At 64.6% G+C, this 22,795-nt stretch carries 23 protein-coding genes; 7 read left to right on the top strand and 16 right to left on the bottom strand.

What is annotated here, in order from left to right:
* Positions 1-58 precede the first annotated feature (58 nt).
* Positions 59-436, top strand: a complete 378-nt coding sequence (locus ACQKQA_RS17390) for a hypothetical protein (RefSeq protein ID WP_427559973.1) — start codon at positions 59-61, stop codon at positions 434-436.
* 110 nt (positions 437-546) lie between these two features.
* Here ACQKQA_RS17390 and ACQKQA_RS17395 read toward each other — a convergent pair whose 3' ends face one another.
* Positions 547-756, bottom strand: a complete 210-nt coding sequence (locus ACQKQA_RS17395; RefSeq protein ID WP_093214817.1) for a cold-shock protein — start codon at positions 754-756, stop codon at positions 547-549.
* A gap of 245 nt (positions 757-1,001) precedes the next feature.
* Here ACQKQA_RS17395 and plsB point away from each other — a divergent pair, with 245 nt between their 5' ends.
* Genes plsB through ACQKQA_RS17410 form a run of 3 tightly spaced genes read left to right on the top strand, consistent with a single transcriptional unit; the run spans position 1,002 to position 4,674 of the window.
* Positions 1,002-3,497 (top strand): glycerol-3-phosphate 1-O-acyltransferase PlsB, encoded by a 2,496-nt coding sequence (gene plsB / locus ACQKQA_RS17400; protein ID WP_427559976.1) that lies wholly within the window; start codon positions 1,002-1,004, stop codon positions 3,495-3,497.
* Between the two features lie 60 nt (positions 3,498-3,557).
* Complete coding sequence (locus ACQKQA_RS17405; protein ID WP_427559979.1) at positions 3,558-3,956, top strand: YbaY family lipoprotein; 399 nt, start codon at positions 3,558-3,560, stop codon at positions 3,954-3,956.
* A gap of 28 nt (positions 3,957-3,984) precedes the next feature.
* Complete coding sequence (locus tag ACQKQA_RS17410; RefSeq protein ID WP_427559981.1) at positions 3,985-4,674, top strand: DUF4197 domain-containing protein; 690 nt, start codon at positions 3,985-3,987, stop codon at positions 4,672-4,674.
* A 104-nt stretch (positions 4,675-4,778) separates the two neighbouring features.
* Here the strand turns inward: ACQKQA_RS17410 and ACQKQA_RS17415 are convergent, their stop codons facing one another.
* Both ACQKQA_RS17415 and ACQKQA_RS17420 read right to left on the bottom strand, forming a co-directional pair.
* Positions 4,779-7,844 (bottom strand): efflux RND transporter permease subunit, encoded by a 3,066-nt coding sequence (locus ACQKQA_RS17415; protein WP_427559983.1) that lies wholly within the window; start codon positions 7,842-7,844, stop codon positions 4,779-4,781.
* Positions 7,845-7,850: 6 nt separating this feature from the next.
* On the bottom strand, positions 7,851-8,951 hold the full coding sequence (locus ACQKQA_RS17420) for an efflux RND transporter periplasmic adaptor subunit (protein ID WP_427559986.1): 1,101 nt from the start codon (positions 8,949-8,951) through the stop codon (positions 7,851-7,853).
* 94 nt (positions 8,952-9,045) lie between these two features.
* Here ACQKQA_RS17420 and ACQKQA_RS17425 point away from each other — a divergent pair, with 94 nt between their 5' ends.
* Entirely contained in the window at positions 9,046-9,690 is a 645-nt protein-coding gene (locus tag ACQKQA_RS17425) for a TetR/AcrR family transcriptional regulator (RefSeq protein WP_427559989.1), read from the top strand.
* 45 nt (positions 9,691-9,735) lie between these two features.
* Here ACQKQA_RS17425 and ACQKQA_RS17430 read toward each other — a convergent pair whose 3' ends face one another.
* Positions 9,736-10,518, bottom strand: a complete 783-nt coding sequence (locus ACQKQA_RS17430; RefSeq protein ID WP_427559992.1) for a class I SAM-dependent methyltransferase — start codon at positions 10,516-10,518, stop codon at positions 9,736-9,738.
* A gap of 94 nt (positions 10,519-10,612) precedes the next feature.
* On the opposite strand from ACQKQA_RS17430, the gene ACQKQA_RS17435 reads away from it, so the two are divergent.
* Positions 10,613-11,233 (top strand): energy transducer TonB, encoded by a 621-nt coding sequence (locus ACQKQA_RS17435; RefSeq protein ID WP_427559995.1) that lies wholly within the window; start codon positions 10,613-10,615, stop codon positions 11,231-11,233.
* Positions 11,234-11,263: 30 nt separating this feature from the next.
* Here the strand turns inward: ACQKQA_RS17435 and ACQKQA_RS17440 are convergent, their stop codons facing one another.
* From ACQKQA_RS17440 to ppc, 6 genes are all read right to left on the bottom strand, one after another.
* Entirely contained in the window at positions 11,264-12,091 is an 828-nt protein-coding gene (locus ACQKQA_RS17440) for an isocitrate lyase/PEP mutase family protein (protein WP_427559997.1), read from the bottom strand.
* 34 nt (positions 12,092-12,125) lie between these two features.
* Positions 12,126-12,986, bottom strand: a complete 861-nt coding sequence (locus ACQKQA_RS17445; protein ID WP_427560028.1) for a DUF72 domain-containing protein — start codon at positions 12,984-12,986, stop codon at positions 12,126-12,128.
* Entirely contained in the window at positions 12,983-13,285 is a 303-nt protein-coding gene (locus tag ACQKQA_RS17450) for a hypothetical protein (protein WP_427560000.1), read from the bottom strand. Before ACQKQA_RS17450 ends, ACQKQA_RS17445 begins: the two co-directional genes overlap by 4 nt.
* 164 nt (positions 13,286-13,449) lie before the next feature.
* Positions 13,450-14,124, bottom strand: a complete 675-nt coding sequence (gene tsaB / locus ACQKQA_RS17455) for a tRNA (adenosine(37)-N6)-threonylcarbamoyltransferase complex dimerization subunit type 1 TsaB (RefSeq protein WP_427560002.1) — start codon at positions 14,122-14,124, stop codon at positions 13,450-13,452.
* A gap of 97 nt (positions 14,125-14,221) precedes the next feature.
* On the bottom strand, positions 14,222-14,869 hold the full coding sequence (adk, locus tag ACQKQA_RS17460; protein ID WP_427560004.1) for an adenylate kinase: 648 nt from the start codon (positions 14,867-14,869) through the stop codon (positions 14,222-14,224).
* Between the two features lie 286 nt (positions 14,870-15,155).
* On the bottom strand, positions 15,156-17,786 hold the full coding sequence (gene ppc, locus ACQKQA_RS17465; protein ID WP_427560007.1) for a phosphoenolpyruvate carboxylase: 2,631 nt from the start codon (positions 17,784-17,786) through the stop codon (positions 15,156-15,158).
* 261 nt (positions 17,787-18,047) lie between these two features.
* On the opposite strand from ppc, the gene ACQKQA_RS17470 reads away from it, so the two are divergent.
* Entirely contained in the window at positions 18,048-18,392 is a 345-nt protein-coding gene (locus tag ACQKQA_RS17470; RefSeq protein ID WP_427560009.1) for a pilin assembly protein, read from the top strand.
* 89 nt (positions 18,393-18,481) lie between these two features.
* Here ACQKQA_RS17470 and ACQKQA_RS17475 read toward each other — a convergent pair whose 3' ends face one another.
* The 6 genes from ACQKQA_RS17475 to ACQKQA_RS17500 all read right to left on the bottom strand — a co-directional run.
* Positions 18,482-18,808: a hypothetical protein gene (locus tag ACQKQA_RS17475; protein ID WP_427560012.1), complete on the bottom strand. Its 327-nt coding sequence runs from the start codon at positions 18,806-18,808 to the stop codon at positions 18,482-18,484.
* Positions 18,805-19,722 (bottom strand): alpha/beta hydrolase, encoded by a 918-nt coding sequence (locus ACQKQA_RS17480; RefSeq protein WP_427560015.1) that lies wholly within the window; start codon positions 19,720-19,722, stop codon positions 18,805-18,807. The genes ACQKQA_RS17475 and ACQKQA_RS17480 overlap by 4 nt, the downstream gene beginning before the upstream one ends.
* Before the next feature lie 53 nt (positions 19,723-19,775).
* Positions 19,776-21,053 carry a flavohemoglobin expression-modulating QEGLA motif protein gene (locus tag ACQKQA_RS17485; RefSeq protein WP_427560017.1) on the bottom strand — a complete coding sequence of 426 codons (1,278 nt, stop codon included), beginning with the start codon at positions 21,051-21,053 and terminating at the stop codon, positions 19,776-19,778.
* Positions 21,054-21,085: 32 nt separating this feature from the next.
* The gene (locus ACQKQA_RS17490; RefSeq protein ID WP_427560019.1) at positions 21,086-21,631 is read right to left on the bottom strand and encodes a hypothetical protein; all 546 of its coding nucleotides are present in this window, start codon (positions 21,629-21,631) and stop codon (positions 21,086-21,088) included.
* 56 nt (positions 21,632-21,687) lie between these two features.
* Positions 21,688-22,404: a TetR/AcrR family transcriptional regulator gene (locus ACQKQA_RS17495; RefSeq protein ID WP_427560022.1), complete on the bottom strand. Its 717-nt coding sequence runs from the start codon at positions 22,402-22,404 to the stop codon at positions 21,688-21,690.
* Positions 22,405-22,504: 100 nt separating this feature from the next.
* The coding region (locus ACQKQA_RS17500; RefSeq protein ID WP_427560025.1) for an amino acid--tRNA ligase-related protein at positions 22,505-22,795 on the bottom strand (291 nt) is incomplete at its 5' end.

A 22,795-nucleotide genomic window follows, 5' to 3' on the forward strand; every position in this document is an offset into this window, starting at 1 on the left:
CGATCCGAGGTCAAAGAAATCCGCGAATGGATTTTTCAGACCCGCAGTGAGGACATCCATGCGCCAGCCGGATATCGAGATTTACCTGAAAGACGCCGACGTCGACCACAAGGCCATCGCCGCCTGGCTCGGCGCGGCCCTGGGCCCGTGCAGCGCCTGGGTGCAGAAGGGCCAGACCTACAAATGCCAGGCCGGTGGCGTGCCGGTGACCTGGTTGCCCAAGGCCGTGGGCAAGTGGAACAGCCTGTACCTGGAAAGCGACCAGACGCCCTGGGACGACGACATCGCCTGCGCCCGCGCCGCCTTCGCCGCACTGAACGTCGAGGTGCGCTGCGCACCGGGCAGCTGGGTCGAGGAAGAAGGTGAAGAGTCGGCCGACCGCTGGATTCGCATCAGCGCCGACGGGGAAGAAGAGATTACCTGGCGTACCGCCTGATTTGATCGAACCTGTAGGAGCGAGCGGGCGGCGATCCGACTTGCTCGCGATAGCGTTTTGCCTGATACAACGCTATCGCGGGCAAGCCTCGCTCCTACAAGGCACCGCCCTTACAAGCCGACTACATCCTCCGCCTGCAGACCTTTCTGCCCTTCTACCACGGCGTATTCGACCTGCTGCCCTTCGGTCAGCGAGCGGTGGCCTTCACCACGAATAGCACGGTAGTGGACAAATACATCGGCACCGCCTTCACGCTGAATGAAGCCGTAGCCTTTGGCGTCGTTGAACCACTTCACGTTGCCGGTTTCGCGAGTTGCCATCAATCCATCCTCCGTCTTTTTATTATCAGTCGGCTTACTGAAACGAAGCCGTGAGAACTTTCGCCTGGACTGCGTCCTCTATTGAGGGGTTCGCCATGCCCGGGCGTCAGTCGGCCGAGTATATGACAGGCGCAAAAACTCTCAACTCAATATTGTTTCGCCGCTTTTTGCCGATTTTCGACGAATCCGGCACACTAGCCGCCCCGAGCAACTGCTCGGTTTTTTCTCACTAAAGCAGAAGCCGTATGACCCGCTCCCCGTTCCGCCGTCTTGTGTTTGGCACCTTGCGCCGACTGTTGTACCTCTGGGTCCGCTCGGAGACGATCAACCAGTCGTCCTTCACCCTCAACCTCGACCGCAGTCGCCCGGTGTTCTACGTCCTGCAAACCCCTTCGCTCAGCGACCTTGCCGTGGTCGATACGGAGTGCACCAAGGCCGGCCTGCCGCGCCCGGTGCTTCCGGTCTCGGCGGGCAACCTGCTGGAGCCGGCCGCGTTCTTCTACCTGACCCCCGATCCGGACTGGCTCGGCCGCCAGGACAAACGCGGCGCACCACCGACCCTGACCCGCCTGGTCAGCGCCCTGAGCCAGAATGCCGCCGAAGACGCGCAGATCATTCCGGTCAGCGTGTTCTGGGGCCAGTCGCCGGACAGCGAGTCGAGCCCGTGGAAGCTGCTGTTCGCCGACAGCTGGGCGGTCACCGGCCGTCTGCGCCGGCTGCTGAGCATCATGATCCTGGGCCGCAAGACCCGGGTGCAGTTCTCCGCGCCGATCCACTTGCGCGAACTGATCGAGCACGACAAGAGCCACGAACGCACCGTGCGCATGGCCCAGCGCATCCTGCGGGTGCATTTCCGCAACCTGAAAGCCGCGGTGATCGGCCCGGACATTTCCCACCGCCGCAACTTGGTCAAGGGCCTGCTGAACCAGCCGCTGGTTCGTCAGGCGATCCTCGACGAAGCCGAGCGGGAAAAGATCTCCCCGGAGAAAGCCAAGGCCCAGGCCCTGCGTTATGGCAACGAGATCGCCTCGGACTACACCTACACCGCGATCCGCTTCCTGGAGGTGGTGCTGAGCTGGTTCTGGAACAAGATCTACGACGGGATCCGGGTCAACCACATCGAAGGTGTGCAGAAGATCGCACCGGGCCACGAAGTGATCTACGTGCCCTGCCACCGCAGCCACATCGACTACCTGCTGCTGTCCTACCTGCTGTTCCGCAACGGCCTGACCCCGCCGCACATCGCCGCCGGGATCAACCTGAACATGCCGGTGATCGGCGGCCTGCTGCGCAGGGGCGGCGCCTTCTTCATGCGCCGTACCTTCAAGGGCAACCCGCTCTACACCTCGGTGTTCAACGAATACCTGCACACCCTGTTCACCAAGGGGTTCCCGGTGGAGTACTTCGTCGAGGGCGGACGCTCGCGCACCGGGCGCATGCTGCAACCCAAGACCGGGATGCTGGCCATCACCCTGCGCAGCTTCCTGCGCTCCTCGCGCATGCCCATCGTCTTCGTGCCGGTGTACATCGGCTACGAGCGCGTGCTGGAGGGCCGCACCTACCTGGGCGAACTGCGCGGCGCGAGCAAGAAGAAAGAGTCGATCTTCGACATCTTCAAGGTCATCGGCGCCCTCAAGCAGCGCTTCGGCCAGGTGGCGGTGAACTTCGGCGAGCCGATCAAGCTCGGCGAATTCCTCGACCATGAGCAGCCGGGCTGGCGCGCCCAGGAACTGGGCCCGCAGTTCCGGCCGGCCTGGCTCAACGAAACCACCAACCGCCTGGGGGAAAAGGTCGCCCGGCACCTGAACGAGGCAGCGGCGATCAACCCGGTCAACCTGGTGGCCCTGGCGCTGCTGTCCACCAGCCGCCTGGCCCTGGACGACCGCGCCATGGCCCGGGTGCTGGACCTGTACCTGGCACTGCTGCGCAAGGTGCCCTACTCGCCCCACACCACGCTGCCGGAAGGCGATGGCCGGGCCCTGATCGAACATGTGAAGGACATGGACCTGCTGGCCGAGCAGAGCGATGCCCTGGGCAAGATCCTCTACCTGGACGAGCAGAACGCCGTCCTGATGACCTACTACCGCAACAACGTGCTGCACATCTTCGCCCTGCCGGCGTTGCTGGCAAGCTTCTTCCAGAGTTCGTCGCGCATGAGCCGCGAACAGATCCTGCGCTACACCCGGGCGCTGTACCCCTACCTACAGTCGGAGCTGTTCATCCGCTGGTCGCTGGAGGAACTGGACGGGGTGATCGACCAATGGCTGGAAGCCTTCGTCGAACAAGGCCTGCTGCGCTTCGAGAAAGACCTGTACCTGCGCCCGGCCCCGAGTTCGCGGCACTTCGTGCTGCTGACCCTGCTGTCCCGGAGCATCGCCCAGACCCTACAACGCTTCTACATGGCCATATCCTTGCTGCTCAACAGCGGCCAGCGCAGCATCAGCGCCGAGGAGCTGGAAGACCTGTGCACGGTCATGGCCCAGCGCCTGTCGATCCTGCATGGCCTGAACGCCCCGGAGTTCTTCGACAAGAGCCTGTTCCGTCACTTCATCCAGACTCTGCTGGAGCAAGACGTGCTGCGGCGCGACGAAGCCGGCAAGCTGAGCTACCACGAACTGCTCGGCGAACTGGCCGAAGGCGCGGCCAAGCGCGTGCTGCCGGCGGAGATCCGCCTGTCGATCCGCCAGGTAGCCCTGCACCGCAGCGAAGACGCCGCCGAGCAAGTCGCCGCCCCACTGTAAAGCGACTAGATTCTTATCGGCGCCAGGTGGTTTCTGGCGCCCCCGATACGGAGATCCGCCATGAAAAAACTCACCCTGCTCGCCCTCACCACCCTGCTCGGGGCCTGTTCCAGCATGCAACCTGCCAGCAAAGCCAGCCTCGATGGTGAAGTCTTCTACCTGCAACGCATCGCCCTGCCGCCGGCCGCCACCCTGAGTGTCAACCTGCAGGACGTGTCGCTGGCCGATGCCCCGGCGGTGCTGCTGGCCGAACAGAAGGGCCCGGTCAAAGGCCAGGTGCCGCTGCCCTTCCACCTCAGCTACGACCCGGCCCAGGTCAAGCCCGGGCACCGTTACGCGGTCAGCGCGCGGATCGAAGTGGCCGGCAAACTGCTGTTCGTCACCACCGAACATAACGGCGTGAACCTCGACGGCAGCGACCCGCAGCCGCTGAAAGTCCGTGTCGACGCCGTTCGTTAATCCCCTTTTCTTCAACAAGGAAGCCGCCATGCTCCGTTCTTCCCTGCGTTTCACCAGCCTGTGCGCCGGCCTGCTGATCTCCGCCAGCGCCCTGGCGCTGTCCCTCGGCGACCTGTCCCAGCAAGACGCCGCCACCGGCCTCAAGGACGCCCTGACCCAGGGCGCCCAGGTGGCGGTCAAGCAACTGGGCACCGCCGGCGGTTTCAGCAACAACCCGGACGTACGCATCGAGCTGCCGGGCAGCCTCGGCAAAGTGGCGAAGAAAATGAAGCAGTTCGGTATGGGCGCCCAGGTCGAGGAGCTCGAAGCCAGCATGAACAAGGCCGCCGAGGCCGCCGTGCCCCAGGCTCAAGCCTTGCTGGTGGATGCCGTGAAGAAGATGAGCGTGGAGGACGCCAAGGGCATCCTCAAAGGTGGCAAGGATTCCGCCACCCAGTACCTGAGCAAGACCAGCCGCGAACAGATCCGCGTGAAATTCCTGCCCATCGTCCAGCAAGCCACCGACAAGGTCGGCCTGGCCAAGCAGTACAACGCGTTTGCCGGCCAGGCCGCGAGCCTGGGCGTGCTGGATGCGAAGAATGCCAATATCGAAGGCTACGTGACCGAACAGGCGCTCAACGGCCTGTTCGAGATGATCGCCAAGCAGGAAGAAACCATTCGCCAGAACCCGGCGGCAGCGGCCACCAGCCTGGCGAAGAAGGTGTTCGGTAGCCTGTAACCCATTCCCTTGTAGGAGCAGCCGGTCGACGCTCGATTGCCCGCGATAGCGTTCTACCTGACTGAACGCTATCGCGGGCAAGCCTCGCTCCTACGGTGGGAGAGTCAGGTTTTCTTCACGCGGAACCACGCCGCATACAGCGCCGGCAAGAACAGCAAGGTCAGCGCCGTCGCCACGATCAGCCCGCCCATGATCGCCACCGCCATCGGGCCGAAGAACACGCTGCGCGACAGCGGGATCATCGCCAGCACCGCGGCCAGCGCGGTCAGCACGATCGGCCGGAAACGCCTCACCGTCGCCTCGATGATCGCCTGCCACGGCTTGAGCCCGGCGGCGATGTCCTGCTCGATCTGATCCACCAGGATCACCGAGTTACGCATGATCATCCCCGACAGCGCGATGGTGCCGAGCATCGCCACGAACCCGAACGGCTGGCGGAACACCATCAAGAACAGCGTCACCCCGATCAGCCCCAACGGCGCGGTGAGGAACACCATGGCCGTGCGCGAGAAGCTGCGCAGTTGCAGCATCAGCAGGGTCAGCACCACCACGATGAACAGCGGTACGCCGGCCTTCACAGAGTTCTGCCCGCGGGCCGAGTCTTCCACGGTGCCGCCGACGTCCAGCAGATAACCGTCCGGCAATTCGGCGCGAATCGGCTCCAGGGTCGGCAGGATCTGCTGCACCAGGGTCGCCGGCTGTTCCTTGCCGTAGATGTCGGCGCGCACGGTGACGTTCGGCAAGCGGTTGCGGTGCCAGATGATGCCTTCCTCGAAGCCGTATTCCAGGGTCGCGACCTGGGACAGCGCCACGCTCGTGCCGTTGTCGGTGGGCACCGCCAGGCTCGACAGCAACGACAGCTCGGTGCGCTCATGCAGGGTCCCGCGCAGCAGGATCTCGATCAACTCGTTGTCTTCGCGGTACTGGCTGACGCTGGAGCCGGTCAGCGAGCTTTGCAGGAACTTCGCCAGGTTGGCCGTGCTCACCCCCAGGGCCCGCGCCCGGTCCTGATCGATATTGAGGTAGACCACCTTGCTCGGCTCCTCCCAGTCCAGGTGCACGTTGGTCACATGGGGGTTCTCCCGCACCTTGGCCGCCACCTTGCGCGCCAGGGCCCGCACCTCTTCGATGTGCTCGCCGGTGACGCGGAACTGCACCGGATAACCCACGGGCGGGCCGTTCTCCAGGCGGGTGACCCGGGAACGCAGGGCCGGGAACTGCTCGTCGAGGGTCGCGATCAGCCAGCTGCGCAGGCTTTCGCGCTCCTCGATGGTCTTGGCCAGCACCACGAACTGGGCAAAGCTCGCCGCCGGCAGTTGCTGGTCCAGGGGCAGGTAGAATCGCGGGGATCCGGTGCCAACGTAGGCCACGTAGTTGTCGATGCCCGCATGGTCCTTGAGCATCGCTTCCAGGCGCTTGACCTGCTCGGCGGTGTTGCTCAGGGACGCGCCCTCCGCCAGCTTCAGGTCGACCATCAGTTCCAGGCGCCCGGACGCCGGGAAGAACTGCTGCGGCACGAACCGGAACAGCAGCACCGAGGCGATGAACAGCAGCACGGTCAGGGCGATCACCGTCTTGCGCCGGCGCACGCACCACTCCACCATCCGCCGCACCCGCTGGTAAAACGGTGTGCCGTAAGGGTCGGGCTGGCCGTCGCCGCTGCCATGCTTGGCCGCATGCCGCTTGGCCAGGTCCGGCAGCAGCTTCTCCCCCAGATAGGGCACGAACACCACCGCGGCGATCCATGACGCCAGCAGGGCGATGGTCACCACCTGGAAGATCGAACGGGTGTATTCGCCGGTGCCGGATTGCGCCGTGGCGATCGGCAAAAAGCCCGCGGCGGTGATCAGGGTCCCGGTGAGCATCGGGAACGCGGTGCTGGTCCAGGCGTAGCTGGCGGCCTTGAGCCGGTCGTAGCCCTGCTCCATCTTGATCGCCATCATCTCCACCGCGATGATCGCGTCGTCCACCAGCAGCCCCAGGGCCAGCACCAGCGCGCCCAGGGAGATCTTGTGCAGGCCGATGCCCAGGTAATACATGGTGGCGAAAGTCATCGCCAGCACCAGGGGAATCGCCAGGGCCACCACCATGCCGGTGCGCACGCCCAGGGAAAAGAAGCTCACCAGCAGCACGATCGCCAGGGCCTCCACCAGCACCCGGACGAACTCGCCGACGCCGGTCTTCACCGCGGCCGGCTGATCGGAAACCTTGCGCAGCTCCATGCCGGCGGGCAGGGTTTTCTGCAATCGGGCGAACTCCAGCTCCAGGGCCTTGCCCAGCACCAGGATGTCGCCGCCGTCCTTCATCGCCACCGCCAGGCCGATCGCGTCCTGGCCCATGAAGCGCATGCGCGGCGCCGGTGGGTCGTTGAAGCCGCGACGCACGTCCGCCACATCGCCGATGCGGAAGGTCCGGTCGCCTACGCGGATCGGGAAATTGCTGATCTGCTCGACGCTCTGGAAGTTGCCGGACACCCGCAATTGCAAGCGCTCGCTGCTGGTCTCGAAGAAGCCGGCGGTGGACACCGCGTTCTGTTCCTCCAGGGCCTTCTGCACCGCCGCCAGCGGCAGACCGAGAGTCGCCAGCTTGACGTTCGACAGCTCGATCCAGACCTTCTCGTCCTGCAGCCCCAGCAGGTCGACCTTGCCCACGTCCTTGACCCGCTGCAACTGGATCTGGACGCGGTCGGCGTAGTCCTTGAGCACCGCGTAATCGAAACCCTCGCCGGTCAGCGCGTAGATATTGCCGAAGGTGGTGCCGAACTCGTCATTGAAGAACGGGCCCTGGATGCCCTGGGGCAAGGTATGGCGGATATCGCTGATCTTCTTGCGCACCTGGTACCAGAGCTCGGGGATCTGCGCCGAGTGCATCGAGTCCCGCGCCATGAAGGTCACCTGGGATTCCCCCGGCCGGGAAAACGACACGATCCGTTCGTATTCGCCGGTTTCCATCAGTTTCTTTTCGATGCGCTCGGTCACCTGCCGGGACACTTCCTGGGCCGTGGCCCCCGGCCAGTTGGTGCGGATCACCATGGCCTTGAAGGTGAAGGGTGGGTCTTCGCTCTGCCCCAGCTTGGTGTAGGACAAGGCCCCGACCACAGCCAGCAACAGCATCAGGAACAGCACGATCTGGCGGTTGCGCAACGCCCATGCGGAAAGATTGAAACCCATCGCGGACTACTCCTTGGCCGCCAGATTGACCACGCGGTTGGAGCGATCCACCGGACGCACCTGCTGCCCCTCGTGGAGCACATGCACGCCCGCCGCCACCACCCAGTCGCTGACGCCGAGGCCTTCGAGCACCGGGACGCTCTTCTCGCCGAAGGCACCGAGGCGAACCGGGGTCTTTTTCAGGGTGTTGTTGGCATCCACCCGCCAGACATAGGCGGCACCGTTTTCCGCGGTCACCGCCGACAGCGGTACCGACAGCGGCACATTGGCCGCGGCCTGGATAAAGACCCGGGCGCTCTGCCCCAGCTCGGCCGGCACCTTGCCGGCGGTAAAGGCGATGCGGGCGGCGAAGGTGCGGGAACGCGGATCGGCGGCCGGCGACAGCTCGCGGATGTGCCCGGCGAAACGCTGGTCAGGCTGGCTCCACAGCTCCACCGACACCGGCTGGTCGATATGGAAGCGGCCAAAACCCTGCTCCGGCAGGCTGATCAAGACTTCGCGTTCACCATCGGTGGCCAGGGTAAAGACAGTCTGGCCGGCGGCGACCACCTGGCCGACCTCGACCGTGCGCCGGGCCACGACGCCATCCTGGGGCGCCCGCAGCACGGCATAGCCGGCCTGGTTGCTGGCCACGTCGAACTCGGCCTGGATCTGCTTGACCCGGGCCAGGCCCGAGCGATACAGGTTCTCGGCGTTGTCGTACTGGGAACGGCTGACCAGTTGCCGCTCCATCAGGGTCTTGTAGCGGTCGCGCTCGGAACGCACCAGGTTCAGGTTGGCCTCGGCCGCCGCCACCTGGGCCCGGGTGGCCTCCAGTTGCAGCCGTACGTCCTGCGGGTCGAGTTCGGCCAACGGCTGATCGGCCTTCACTCGCTGCCCTTCCTCGACCAGTCGTCGGCTGACCTTGCCCCCGATCCGGAACGCCAGGTCCGGTTCGTAGCGCGCGCGGACTTCGCCGGGGTAGCTGTCCATGGCCTGCGCCGCAGGCTCTGGCTGCACCACCATGGCCGGGCGAACGGTGGTTTGCGCCGTTTCTTCCTGCCCGCAGGTGGACAGCAGAACGGCCAGGCTGATAGGCAAAGCGAGGGGCAAGGCATAGCGGAACATGGTGAGGGACCTTTCGCTAAGGGTGCTTCGAATATTTATACTGACGGGTATGTTATTAATAGCAAACTCACCAGTCCAGTATTAAAAGCGAAGAATGTCCGACAATCTCTCTACCTCGAACGGCCCCGGCCGCCCCAAGGATCTGGCCAAGCGCCAGGCCATCCTCGAAGCCGCGAAAACCCTGTTCCTGAGCAACGGCTACGCCAACACCAGCATGGACGCGGTGGCCACCGAAGCCGGGGTTTCCAAGCTCACGGTGTACAGCCATTTCAACGACAAGGAGACACTGTTCTCCGCTGCCGTGATGGCCAAATGCGAGGAACAGCTGCCGCCGTTGTTCTTCGAACTGCCCGACGGCATGCCGATCGAAAGTGTGCTGTTGAACATCGCCCGGGGCTTTCACCTGCTGGTCAACAGCGAAGAGTCGCTAAACCTACATCGCCTGATCATGGCCCTGGGCAGCCAGGACCCGAAGCTCTCGCAGATTTTCTTCGAGGCCGGGCCGCAGCGCATGCTGCAAGGCATGGAACGGCTGTTGAGCAGGATCGACCAGAGCGGCGCACTGAGCATCGATAAGCCGCACAATGCCGCCGAGCATTTCTTCTGCCTGCTCAAGGGCGCGGCGAACTTTCGCCTGCTCTATGGCTGCGGTGAGCCGCTGAGCGGCGAGGCCGCCGAGGCGCATGTGCAGGAAGTGGTGGGGTTGTTCATGCGCGCCTATCGGCCAGGGCTGGCCTGAGGTCATGGGCTGGAACGATGGAAGGCCCAGAGGGCCTTCCCGTCATCAGGCCTTGAGCGCCTTCTTCGGATAGATGTCGTAACGGCTGGACTTGCCGTCCAGCGCATGGCTCGGCTTGGGGCCTTCGATGCACGGCGCCTTGCGCGGACGCTTGACCACCACCCGATGGCTGGCCAGGGCCAGGGCGGCCTCCAGCAGTGCCGGGGCATCCGGGTCATCACCCACCAGCGGCCGGAACAGGCGCATCTCCTTCTTCACCAGCGCGGTCTTCTCCCGATGCGGGAACATCGGGTCCAGGTAGATCACCTGGGGCGGTTCGCCTTCCCAATGACGCATCACCTCGATCGAGTTGCCCTTGAGCAGGCGCATGCGCGCCACGATCGGCGCCACCTCGAAATCCTCGCCCGCCCGCGCCAGGCCGTCTTCGAGCAAGGCGCCGATCAACGGCTGGCGTTCGATCAGGCTCATCTCGCAGCCCAGGCTGGCCAGGACGAACGCGTCCTTGCCCAGCCCCGCCGTGGCATCCAGCACCCGCGGACGCACGCCCTGGGCGATACCGACCGCCTTGGCGATCATCTGCCCGTTGCCACCGCCATACAGGCGCCGGTGCGCCGCGCCGCCTTCAACGAAGTCGACCCGCACCGGCCCGGGCGCATCGGCGCCCAATTGCTGCAACTGCAGCCCCTGCTCGCCCACCTGCAGGGCGAACTCCGCTTCGTCGATCTGCAGCGGCAGCCCGAGCCGTTCGGCCCAATGCGCCGCCTGGGTCTGGAATGCATCGCCCAGGGCTTGGACCTGGATGCGGCAGGCCGCTGGTTGCTCACTCATCTGAAAACACGCTCGAAAAATTAATGATCGGCAAAAACTGCCGATAACAAAACTATCCTGCATTTTGCCAGAGCTGAGCGTCGACCCGAGAGAAATGTCAGACATTCGAAGCCTATCCATTGGCGTCATATCGCCCCACGGCGATTACGGCCTAAAAAATTCCCAGGCACTGAGCGGCGTCAGCCATCTGTGGCAGGATTTTTTTGCCCAGGCGCTGGCCGACCAGATCGGCGATGGCACGAACCTCTCGGCGCAAACCGCCGCCGTGGCCGTGGACGGCCCGACCGAACCCCAGGGTGGCAGCGACCTGCTGACGCAAATCGTTACCCAGCGTCATTGCGACGTCCAGGAGACTGTGATCCGCCCGCCGGAGCCGCTGTTCCTGCCAATCGCCGAGTTCGAAACAGAGCTGCTGGACAAGCCGTTCCCGCCCTTCCCGCCTGAAGAAGTCGTCGCCCAGCAACGCCAGCAAGACTTCGAAAGCGGCTGGGTTCGTCCTATCGTCCTCAACGCCGGCCAGCCCGTACCCGAGCCAGGCCCGGCGCCACAACCGCGGCCGTTGCACCTGCCGATCGCCGAGTTCGAGACCGATCTGCTGGACAAACCTTTCCCGCCCTTCCCTGCGGAAGAACTCGCCGAGCAACAGAAGCAGTTCGACTTCGATACCGGCTGGGCCCGTCCGCTGATCCTGCAGAACCTGCGGCTCGCCGCCTGACCCGCATTAACGAATGCTTTCCCGCTTCGCTCAGCCCTTGAACAACTGGTTGATCTGCCCGAATGGTATGGCCCGGTCGGCAAAGTCGAAGCTGCCGTGGTCACGGATTTCCTGCGCCGCCTGGTAGAAGGCCCCGTAGGCGGCTCGGGCCAGGGCCGAACCGACACTGATCCGCTTCACCCCCAGCTCGCTCAGTTGCGCCAGCGTCAACTTCAGGCCGCCTGACATCAGCACGTTGACCGGCTTGGGCGCCACCGCGCGGACCACCGCGACTATCTCCTCGACCGAACGCAGCCCGGGCGCGTATAGCACATCGGCGCCGGCCTCGGCGTAGGCCTGCAGGCGGCGAATGGTGTCCGCCAGATCCTGCCGGCCGTGCAGCAGGTTTTCCGCCCGCGCGGTGAGGACAAAGGGAAACGGCAGCTGCCGCACCGCCGCCACCGAGGCCTCGATACGCTCCACCGCCAGGTTGAAGTCATAGATGGGGTCGTCGGCCCGGCCCGTGGCGTCTTCGATCGAGCCGCCCACCGCACCGCAGGCGGCTGCCTTGCGCAGGGTCCTGGCACAGCCTTCGGGGCTGTCGGAAAAACCGTTTTCCAGGTCCACCGCCACCGGCAGGCTGCTGGCCCCGACTATGGCGCAGACGTTGCCCAGGGTGTCCTCCAGCGACAACGCGCCTTCGGCATCGGGACGCGCCAGGGAAAAGGCCAAACCGGCGCTGGTGGTCGCCAGGGCCTCGAAGCCGAGGCTGGCCAGCATTTTGGCGGAACCGGCATCCCACGGATTGGGAATCACGAAGGCCCGGTCACGTTCATGCAGGGCCTTGAAGGTGTGGGCACGGAAGGTTTGCGCATCCATTGGCGAACTCCTGGGCAGGGGGAATGATCCCGCCTCAGAGCAAGCCGAGTTGTTCCGCGGCGGGCTCTCTGTATAGCTCAGGCAAGGCCGGCAAGCCAGGCAGGCGCTGCATCAGCCGCCCATGAAAACGCCGCGCCAGCTCGGCGGCCAGGCGGTTATCGGCGGTGTGCAGGAAGACGTAGGGGGTGCGCCCTTCTTCGATCCAGGCGGCGACCTTGTCGATCCAGGGCACCAGGAACGGATCGTTGGCCGTAAGCTCCGGATGGCCGATAAAGCGCACCTGGGGAAACTGGGTGAACGCGGCCGGGCGCGGCGGCACTTGGGGTTTCTTCGCTTGCGCATGGAGCACCGAAGGCTCGCTGGACGTACAACTGAACAAGGCCCGCGGATCGAGGCAGATACGCTCCACGCCACGGTCCAACAACAGGCGATTGAGCATGCGCTCGGCGTCGCCCTTGGCGAAGAACTCGCGATGCCGGACTTCCACCGCCAACGGGCGCTCCAGGCCGTCGATAAAGCCCGCCAGCTCCGCCAGGCGCTGCGGGGTGAAGGTCGCGGGCAATTGCAGCCACAACGGCGAAACCCGTTCGCCCAGCGGGCTGAGCAGCTGCAGGAAACTCTCGGCGGCGCCCAGCTGTTCGCGCAGGTCGCCACCATGGCTGATGTCGCCGGGAAACTTGGCGGTGAAGCGAAAATGCTCGGGCATGGTCTGCGCCCAGCGCTGCACCGTGGCTACCGCGGGGCGGGCGTAGAACGTGGTATTGCCTTCCACGGCATTGAAGACCTGGCAATACAGGCCGAGAAAATCCGTCGGGCGCGCGCTTTCCGGGTACAGGTACTCACGCCAGGCGTTTTCGCTCCAGGACGGGCAACCGAGGTAATAAGGCAACATCAGATGTGCAGGTCGAGCCCCACCACTTCCATTTCCCAATCGACGAAACCGGCGGTGGTCAGGTAGCTGGCCAGGGCATTGGCCACGCTTTTTTTCATGGCGCGGTGGAAGATCATGTCTTGCTGGCGGGCGGGCAGATTGCTGGTGCGCCCGGCAGAAGCCTGGGAGCGGGCCTGCGCAGGGGCCTCGGGTTGGACTTCGACGGCATCGATATCCTCGAGGGAGTCGTCCAGCAGCACATTGCCTTTACGCGGCTTGCGCTTGATGGGGTAGGACTGGGAGGAAATGCCGTCTATGCGCATGAATACGTGTCCGGTATCGATGATGGCAATTTAGCGGCACATGACCGACTAAGCAAATGCCCGAGTGATAACTAGAACACAGAAAATACAAAAGGTTTAAACGCCGCCGAAAACTGCGGCGAAACCTGACGATTGGCAGGTTGCCGAATGGATCCAAACGGTGCTCAGCGCGCCTTCGGCGTCGCTACCTTGTCCCGCAGGTACACCGGCTGTGCCTCATCTGCCGGGATCGCTTCGCCACGTTCCCAGGCGAACCGCGCCAGGGTCAGCAGGTCCTCGGCGTGGGGCAGCATGCCCGCGTCCTGGCCACTGGGCTGGACGTCGATACGCTCGGCGTACCCCCAGCCGGTGCCCGCGCCGAACCAGTCGCCGCTGGCGTCCACCGGCAACGCGGCGGCTTGCGGCGGCAGCACCGCTTCGGCGCCCACCAGGCGCATTTCCCCCGCCACTTCGCGGTAGCAGCCCCAGTAGACCTCATCCATCCGCGCATCGATGGCGGCCGCCACCTGGCTCGCGCCGTGTTCGCGCAATGCCCGCTGCGCCAGCACCGCCAGGTTCGACACCGGCAGCACCGGGCGCTCCAGGGCGAAGGCCAGGCCCTGCACCACGCCGATGGCGATCCGCACCCCGGTGAAGGCTCCCGGCCCGCGCCCGAAGGCGATGGCATCGACGGCCTGCAGGCTGGTGCCAGCATCGGCCAGCAGCTTCTGGATCATCGGCAGCAGCTTCTGCGCATGCAGGCGCGGGATCACCTCATAGTGGCTCGTCACTTTACCGTCATGCAGCAAGGCGACGGAGCAAGCTTCAGTCGCGGTGTCCAGGGCCAGCAAGGTGCTCATCGAGGTTTCCATAAGGCAGAAGGAGTTGAAAAAGTGACGCATTATAAACAGCAACGGCCCGCAAGCGGGCCGTTGAAGATGACGCCGATCCGATTGATCAGCTCAGGGCTTCGAGCACCTTGCCGGTGATCGACTCGACCGAACCCACGCCCGCGATGTGGCTGTACTTCGGCTTGCCTTCGCTGGCGGCCAGGCCCTGGTAGAACTCCACCAGCGGCTTGGTCTGGGAGTGGTAGACCGACAGGCGATGACGCACGGTTTCTTCGGTGTCGTCCTTGCGCTGGACCAGGTCTTCACCGGTGATGTCGTCCTTGCCGGCGATTTTCGGCGGGTTGTAGACGGTGTGGTAAACGCGGCCGGAGGCCTCGTGCACACGGCGACCGGCGATACGCTGGACGATCTCTTCGTCGTCGACGGCGATTTCAACCACGTTGTCCAGCTCGACGCCGGCTTTGACCAGCGCTTCGGCCTGAGGAATGGTGCGCGGGAAGCCGTCGAACAGGAAACCCTTGGCGCAATCGGCCTGGCTGATGCGTTCCTTGACCAGGTTGATGATCAGGTCATCGGAAACCAGGCCACCGGCGTCCATCACGCTCTTGGCCTTCAGGCCCAGCTCGGTACCGGCCTTGACCGCTGCGCGCAGCATGTCGCCAGTGGAGATTTGCGGAATGCCGAATTTTTCGGTGATGAACTTTGCCTGAGTACCTTTACCGGCCCCGGGAGCTCCCAGCAGAATTACGCGCATCGATGTGCTCCTCAATTTTTTATTTAGAAACGCTCGGATTCGCCTCGTGGGGCCAATCTCGGAAATGGGATAGTGGCCGAAACGGCCAAAGGCTGATCAAGATACACAGCCGATACAGCGCACACAAGCAGCCGAAAGTCGGAGCAACCTGCCGCCTTTATGCCCTGGCGAGGGGGTATTGCCCGTCGCAACCCCATAACAAAGTGTCGCCTCGCAGCGGCGGCCAGCCCTCTCGGACCGGCCGCCGCAATTCCCCGCCAAGCCACTGAAAACACCGGCGAATACCTCAGCCGGTGTTGCGCAAACCGGCGGCGATCCCCGCCACAGACACCAGCAGCGCCTGTTCCACCGGGCTGTCCTGCGCGCCGTCCTGGCGCCGCGAACGGGCCAGCAGTTCGGCCTGCAGCAGATGCAGCGGGTCCAGGTAGGTGTTGCGCAGGCGGATGAACTCCAGGGTGTCAGGGCTATGTGCCAGCAACTGCGACTGGCCGGTCAGCCCCAGCACCACCGAACACGCCTGCGACAATAAGTCGCGCAAATGCGCACCCAATGGCAGCAGGGCCGGTTCGACCAGACGCTCGTCGTAGGAACGGGCGATATCCGCGTCGGCCTTGGCCAGCACCATCTCCAGCATGTCGATGCGCGTGCGGAAGAACGGCCACTGCTCGCGCATCTGCCCCAGCAACGCCCCTTCCCCGCGCTCCAGGGCCTTGCTCAGGGCGGTTTCCCAGCCCAGCCAGGCGGGCAACATCAGGCGCGTCTGGGTCCAGCCGAAGATCCACGGAATCGCCCGCAGGCTTTCGATGCCGCCGGCGCGGCGCTTGGCCGGCCGGCTGCCCAGCGGCAAGCGGCCCAGCTCCTGCTCCGGAGTGGACTGGCGGAAATACTCGACGAATTGCGGGTTCTCCCGCACCACCGCGCGATAGGCCTTCACCCCATCGGCGGCCAACTCGTCCATCAGGCCGCGCCAGGCCGGCTGGGGCATGGGCGGCGGCAGCAGGGTCGCTTCCAGCACGGCCGCCAGATAGAGGTTGAGGTTCTGCTCGGCGATGTCCGGCAGGCCGAATTTGAAACGGATCATTTCCCCTTGCTCGGTGGTGCGGAAGCGCCCCGCCACCGACCCCGGCGGCTGCGACAGGATCGCCGCGTGGGCCGGGCCGCCGCCGCGCCCCACGGTGCCGCCGCGGCCGTGGAACAACAGCAGCTCGACCTGCTGCTGGCGACAGATATCCACCAGCTTTTCCTGGGCCCGGTACTGCGCCCAGGCGGCCGCGGTGGTGCCGGCATCCTTGGCCGAGTCAGAGTAACCGATCATCACTTCCTGCGGGCCCTGCAGGCGTGAGCGATAACCCGGCAGAAGCAGCAGCTGTTCGATCACCGGGCCGGCGTTGTCCAGGTCGGCCAGGGTTTCGAACAGCGGCACCACGCGCATCGGCCGCAGCACGCCCGACTCCTTGAGCAGCAGTTGCACGGCGAGCACGTCGGAGGCCGCGCCGGCCATGGAGATCACATAGGAGCCCAGGGAGGCCGCCGGGGCCGCGGCGATTTCCCGGCAGGTGGCCAGCACTTCGGCGGTGTCGGCCGACGGCTTGAAGTAACCGGGCAACAGCGGACGCCGGCTGCCCAGTTCGCGCATCAGGAACGCGATGCGCTCCTCTTCGCTCCAGTCGCCGTAGCGGCCCAGACCCAGGTAGTCGGTGATTTCGGTCATGGCCGCGGTATGCCGCGTAGAGTCCTGGCGTACGTCCAGGCGCACCAGGAACAGGCCGAAGGTCACCGCGCGACGCAGGCAGTCGAGCAGCGGCCCGTCGGCGATCACCCCCATGCCGCATTCGTGCAGGGACTGATAGCAGAGTTCCAGCGGGTCCAGCAGTTCGCGGTTGTTCTTTAACACCTGCGCCGGCGCCGGCGCGGCACCAGCCAGCGAGGCCTGGGCCCAGTTGCGGGTGGCGCGCAGGCGTTCGCGCAGCTGTTTGAGCACCGCGCGATAGGGCTCGGCGCTGTCGCCGGCCAACTCCCGCAGCGTGGCGTTGGCCTGCTGCATGGACAGGTCGGCCGCCAGTTGGTCGACATCGCGCAGGTACAGGTCGGCCGCCATCCAGCGCGCCAGCAACAGCACTTCGCGGGTCACGGCCGCGGTGACATTGGGGTTACCGTCCCGGTCGCCGCCCATCCACGAGGCGAAGCGGATCGGCGCCGCCTCCAGGGGCAGGCGCATGCCGGTGGCCGCCTGCAACGCCTGGTCGGCCTTGCGCAGGTAATTGGGGATAGCCTGCCACAGCGAATGTTCGATCACCGCGAAGCCCCACTTGGCTTCGTCCACCGGCGTCGGCCGGGTCCGGCGGATTTCCTCGGTGTGCCAGGCCTCGGCGATCAGGCGCTGCAGGCGGGTGTGAATCTGTGCGCGTTCGACGGTGGTCAGGTCGCGATGGTCCTGGGCGGCCAGTTGCGCGGCGATGGCATCGTATTTCTGGATCAGCGTGCGGCGGGCGACTTCCGTGGGGTGGGCGGTCAGCACCAGCTCGATCTCCAGCCGCCCCAGCTGCCGGGCCAGGGCCTCGGCGCCATGGCCTTCGGCCCGCAGGCGCGCCAGCAGTTCCGGCAGCACCCGCGACTCGAACGGCGCCGGCCGTGATTCCTCGCGGCGGTGAATCAACTGGTACTGCTCGGCGATATTGGCCAGGTTGAGGAACTGGTTGAACGCCCGCGCCACCGGCAGCAATTCGTCTTCGCTGAGCTGGTTGAGGCTGGCGCTGAGCTCGGCATCCAGCGAGCCGCGCCGGTCGGCCTTGGCGCCCTTGCGGATCTGTTCGATCTTGTCGAGGAAACCCTCGCCATACTGTTCACGAATGGTGTTGCCCAACAGTTCACCCAGCAGGTGAACATCTTCGCGCAAGCGCGCATCAATATCGGTCATCTACCTGTTCTCCAGCGGACTCGGGTTCCCGGCAAGCCCCAAGAGTGCCGCCAGCACAGGGCTGTTAGCAAGCGCCGGCTTGGCAACAATCACCGTGCCAGAGCATCCGGTCATGGCCCATGCCGGCGGGCGCACGACGAAGCGCCTTCACAGCCCCGGCGATGAAGCTAGTCTCAAGAGTACGCCGCACAACGGCTTAGCGCCGGCACAGGCCGGTCACTCACCAGGCCCTGCCACAAGCAGGTGTTCATCGAGGTCGCCATGAAAATCCGTGAGCTTGCGCAACACTGGGAAGAAAACGCCAAGGGTCATCTGACCAAGACCGGCTACGCGATTCATCTGGACGTCGAAGCCGCCGCACGCCTGGCCGCGATCGCCGAGATGTACCCCAAACGCAGCACCGAGGAACTGCTCGGCGAACTGATCGGCGCCGCCCTGGAGGAACTCGAGACCAGCTTCCCTTATGTCCAGGGCCAGCATGTGGTCGCCACCGACGAAGAAGGCGATCCCCTCTACGAAGACATCGGCCCTACCCCGCGTTTTCTCGCCCTGTCGCGGCGTTATCTGCACGATATGTCGGCACAGGCGGAAGAACAGCAACACTGATCCACCGGCGCACTCCACCACTGGCTCTCGCAATAAAAAACCCCGCCATGATCGGCGGGGCTTTTTTATCCGGCGCATGGAGCCCAGGGTCACTGCTCCAGTTGCGGGGTTTCCTGGCCCATGCAGCGCACGGCGCGCTTCTTGTTGTTGACCAGCACGCCCGTCAGCCCTTTCTGCTCGGTGTCGAACAGCACCAGCACGCCATCGACGCACTGCGCCACTTGCGCCGCCGGCTCCAGGGACACCTTGTAGTCCTCGCCGGGCACGGTCTTGAGCATGGTGAAATCGCTGAGCAGCAACGCATCTTCCGGCTTGGCGAAGTGCAGGTAGCCGTAGTACCACAGGCACGCCACGGTGCCGATGATGCTGCAGATACCGGTGATGATCAGGGGGATAGCGTTACGTTCTTCAGTCATTGCGGACTCTCTGGAGGTTCTACATCTGGATTCGAAGGTGCAGGGTAATTGGGGATTTCGCCCAGGCGGCGCAAGCCGTTGAAATGCGCTGGGTCGTCAAGGTAGCGCAGCATGACCTGGCGCCAGACCGGGTCGCCGAAGGTCTGCACATGCCCACCGCGAGTCAGTTGCAGCACCCTGGGCGGGGGCGCAGCTTGATACAGGCGGATGCCGTTGGAAAGCGGCACGAGGGTATCGTCGATGCTGTGGTAGATCAGCTTGGGCACGCCATCCAGGCGCGCCATGGCCCTGATCGCGCTGTCACCGTCCGGCACCAGCCAGGACAGCGGCACCTGGAACGGCCAGGTCAGCCAGGAAGTACTCAGGGCGAAACGCCCCACCTCGCGGTAACTGGCCGGCACCCCGTCGAAGACTATGGCCTTGAGCTGGCGCTGACGCTCCGGGTGCTGTTCCACCAGGTAGTGGATGGCCAGGGCGCCGCCCAGGCTCTGGCCGAGGACGATCAGCGGCTTGCCCCGGACCTCGGGCGCCCGGTCCAGCCACTGGAAGGCCGCGTCGATGTCCTGGTAGATCGCCGGCAGGCTCGGCTTGCCTTGCGACACCCCGTAGCCCCGGTAATCGACCATCAGCACCTGATAGCCCTGCTCCGGCAACCACCAGCTGCCGCCGAGATGACCGGACAGGTTGCCGCCATTGCCATGCAGATGCAGCACCGTGCCCTTGACCGGCACCCCAGCCTTGGCCGGCAGCCACCAGCCGTGCAGGCGGGTGCCATCGGCGGCAGTCAGGGTGACATCGCGGTAGTCGAGCCGGGCCTTGTCCGGGGTGAACGGCAGGCCCCGCTCGGGATAGAACAGCAGCGAGCTGCAACCGCTCAGGGTCAGCAGCAGGCAGACCATGCCGAGGATTCTCATCCGTTGGAAGCCTCACGATAGGGGGTGAACAGGATTCGCCTGTAGGATGTGGGTTACAGGATGTTCGAGTAGTCCGCCTCGATCCGGTCCAGGCTCAGGTGGTTGAGGAAGTTGGAGAAACACATCCAGGCCGACAACGCATTCATGTCACGGAACTGATCCGGCAGGTACTTGGGCGGCACCACCAGGCCTTCGTCCACCAGCTGGCGCAGGGTACGCATGTCCTCCAGGGTGGTCTTGCCGCAGAACAGCAGGGGTATCTGCTCGAGCTTGCCCTTGCGCACGGCCAACTGAATGTAGTTGTAAACCATGATGAAGCCCTTGAGGTAGGACAAGTCTTTGGTGAATGGCAGGCCGGTCGGCACCGAGCCGCGGAACACCCGGCTGGCGTTGCCATAGCTTTCGGCCATTTCGAAGCCCTGCTCGCGGAAGAACTCGAATATCTGCAGGAAGTCCGCGCCCTCCTCCACCATGTGAATGGCGCGGGTGCGGTTGGTCAGCTTGCGCAGGCGACTCGGATAAGAGGCGAAGGTGATGATTTCCATCAGGATCGCCAGGCCTTCCTGGGTCACGGTCGACGAGGGCGGGCCCTTGGCCAGGAAAGTGCAGATCGGCTGGTTCAGGCCGTTGAGGGTGGTGCCCACATGCACCAGGCCCTCGTGGACCTCCAGGGCCCGCACATCGCGGTCGTTGAACAGCGCGTCGGCGCGGATCTTGATGTAGTCGGCACCGGCCGCCGCATCGGCGACGATACCGTCGGATTCGAAGACCCGGATGGTTTCCTCGGCCTCGCCGAACACCTTGTTCAGCCGGCCTTGCAGCAGGCTGACAGCCTCCTTGGCGCTCAGGGTCTTGGGTTCGTCCTTGAGATCGCCGCGGCCGTCGATATTGTTCAGGTAGTCCGAGAGCATCAGGCCCAGGTCGGAAAGGGTCGGATCGCCGGCATGGAAGGCATCGGAAGCCGCGCCATAGAGCTCCTGGGAAATCAGCCCGAAATCCTCGGTGCCCCGGGCCTCGAGCATCCGCACCACCATGCGGTATTCCTTGCACATGCGCCGCATGATCTGCCCGACCGGGTTGAACTGCCCCAGTTGCCGGGTGATGTCACGCTCGATGTTCTGGAATTCCAGCTTCACCGCGCTGGAGTCGAAGGACAGCGGCCGGCCTTCGTAATAGGCGCGGTCCACCGCCGGCATTTCCTTGCCCTTGGCCTTGAGGAAACCTTTGCGGACGTTATCGTCCCACTTCACCGCATCCAGTACGCGGATCGGCGTTTGCGCCAGCACAATGCGATCGGACAAGGTGCGTATCGTCTGCTGGTAATCGTCCACCCGGAACTCCTGTCAAAACGTCTGTGTTGAGTTTACTTGCCCGCACGCTGGAAACGCGCCGCCTCGACGAACACGTCGGAGTTGGCAGGGTCGTCCAGGTAGGCAAAAACCTGTGGCAGCGGGCTGTCGATCAGCACGCCGTCGCCGTCGCCGGTCTCGAACGGTGCGCCCTGCAGGGTATTCTGCCCGCGGGCCTGGTTGATCTGCTCGAGATCGAGCTGATAGAGCACCAGCTCGTGTTTGTCGGTCAACTCGAAACCGGCGATGGTGAAGTGCCCGCCCAGCGCCTGGGGCACCGCCGCCGAGAGGTACCAGCGGCTGCCATGGCGGGCAACGGTGAATGCGTAAGTGTCGTGCCGTTGCGCTTTGCCGGTGGCGGAGGTGACGGCCTGGTAGCGGTTGTTGCCGATGCGGGTCAGCTGCAGGGTGAGCGGCTCGCCCCAGGCATTCTTGCTGGTCCACTTGCCCAGCAACGCCGCGGGCGCGGCCTGCTCGGCCGGCAAGGGTTCCTTGAAGGACACCAGGCAGCCGCTGAGCAGCAGGAACGACAAGGCGATCAGCACACGCCAGGCTTTCATTCAACACTCCCTATCAGCAGTCGAGCCCCAGCCTCGGTAGCCGCGCATCGGCGGCGTCACACCGAGGCCAGTACCAGGTGCATGTACCGGGTGAGAATCCCCAGCATGTCTTCCTCGGCCTGAGGCTCTGCGCCGTTGAGCAGGCCCTGATATTCCATCCGTCCGATTATAGCCGTCAACACTTTGGCATCCTGTTGCGGCTCGCGGGAACCCAGGACCTGGAAAAACTGGCAAGTGCCCTGCAACAGGATCTGCTGGTGGGAACGCACCAGCAGCGCCAGGCGCGGGTTGAGCAGCGCTTCCTGGCGAAACGCCTGCTCGGCCATCAGGTGTTCGCGGCGGTTCTGCAGCTGGCGCTGCACGTAGTCGGCGGTCAGCCGGGCGATGTCGTCGGCCAGTTGCGCCCGAGAATCCGGGCTGCCATCGCCATAGGCGACCATCTCCCGCAGCAACCCTTCGTTGTTGGCCCAGAGCTTGGCCATGAAGGCGGCGCTGCGCTCCACGTATTGGGCGAAGGTATCGGTGAGCAGGTCATCGATATCCTTGAAGTAGTAGGTGGTGGCCGATAGCGGCACACCGGCTTCTGCGGCTACCGCGCGATGGCGCACGGCCCGCACGCCGTCGCGCACCACAATGCGCATGGCGGCGTCGAGAATATCCTGGCGACGCTGCTCACTGCCCTGTCGGCTGGCCTTGCGGCCCTGGTACTGAACGCTTTCAGCGACCGCAGTGGCGATGCCAGCTGCACCTTCTTGAGCAATTGCACGGTTCACGACAGGTATTCCTCTCACATAAAAATGAAAAAAGCAGTACGTCAGTGCCACACAGACAATAAAAAGCCGCCTGTTAGCGGCGGCTTTTTATTCAACATATTTACGCTTGCGGCCGCATGTGCGGGAACAGGATCACGTCGCGGATCGACGGGGAGTTGGTCAGCAGCATCACCAGGCGGTCGATGCCGATACCCTCGCCGGCCGTTGGCGGCATGCCGTATTCCAGGGCGCGAACGAAGTCGGCGTCGTAGTGCATGGCTTCGTCGTCACCGGCGTCCTTGTCGGCCACCTGGGCCATGAAACGCTCGGCCTGGTCTTCCGCGTCGTTCAGCTTGCTTGTCGTAGTAGTTCTCGGCATGCGCCTCGGCCACGCGCCACAGTTGGCCACGAC

The sequence above is a fragment of the Pseudomonas sp. NPDC089530 genome (assembly GCF_050280705.1).
GTDB lineage: Bacteria > Pseudomonadota > Gammaproteobacteria > Pseudomonadales > Pseudomonadaceae > Aquipseudomonas.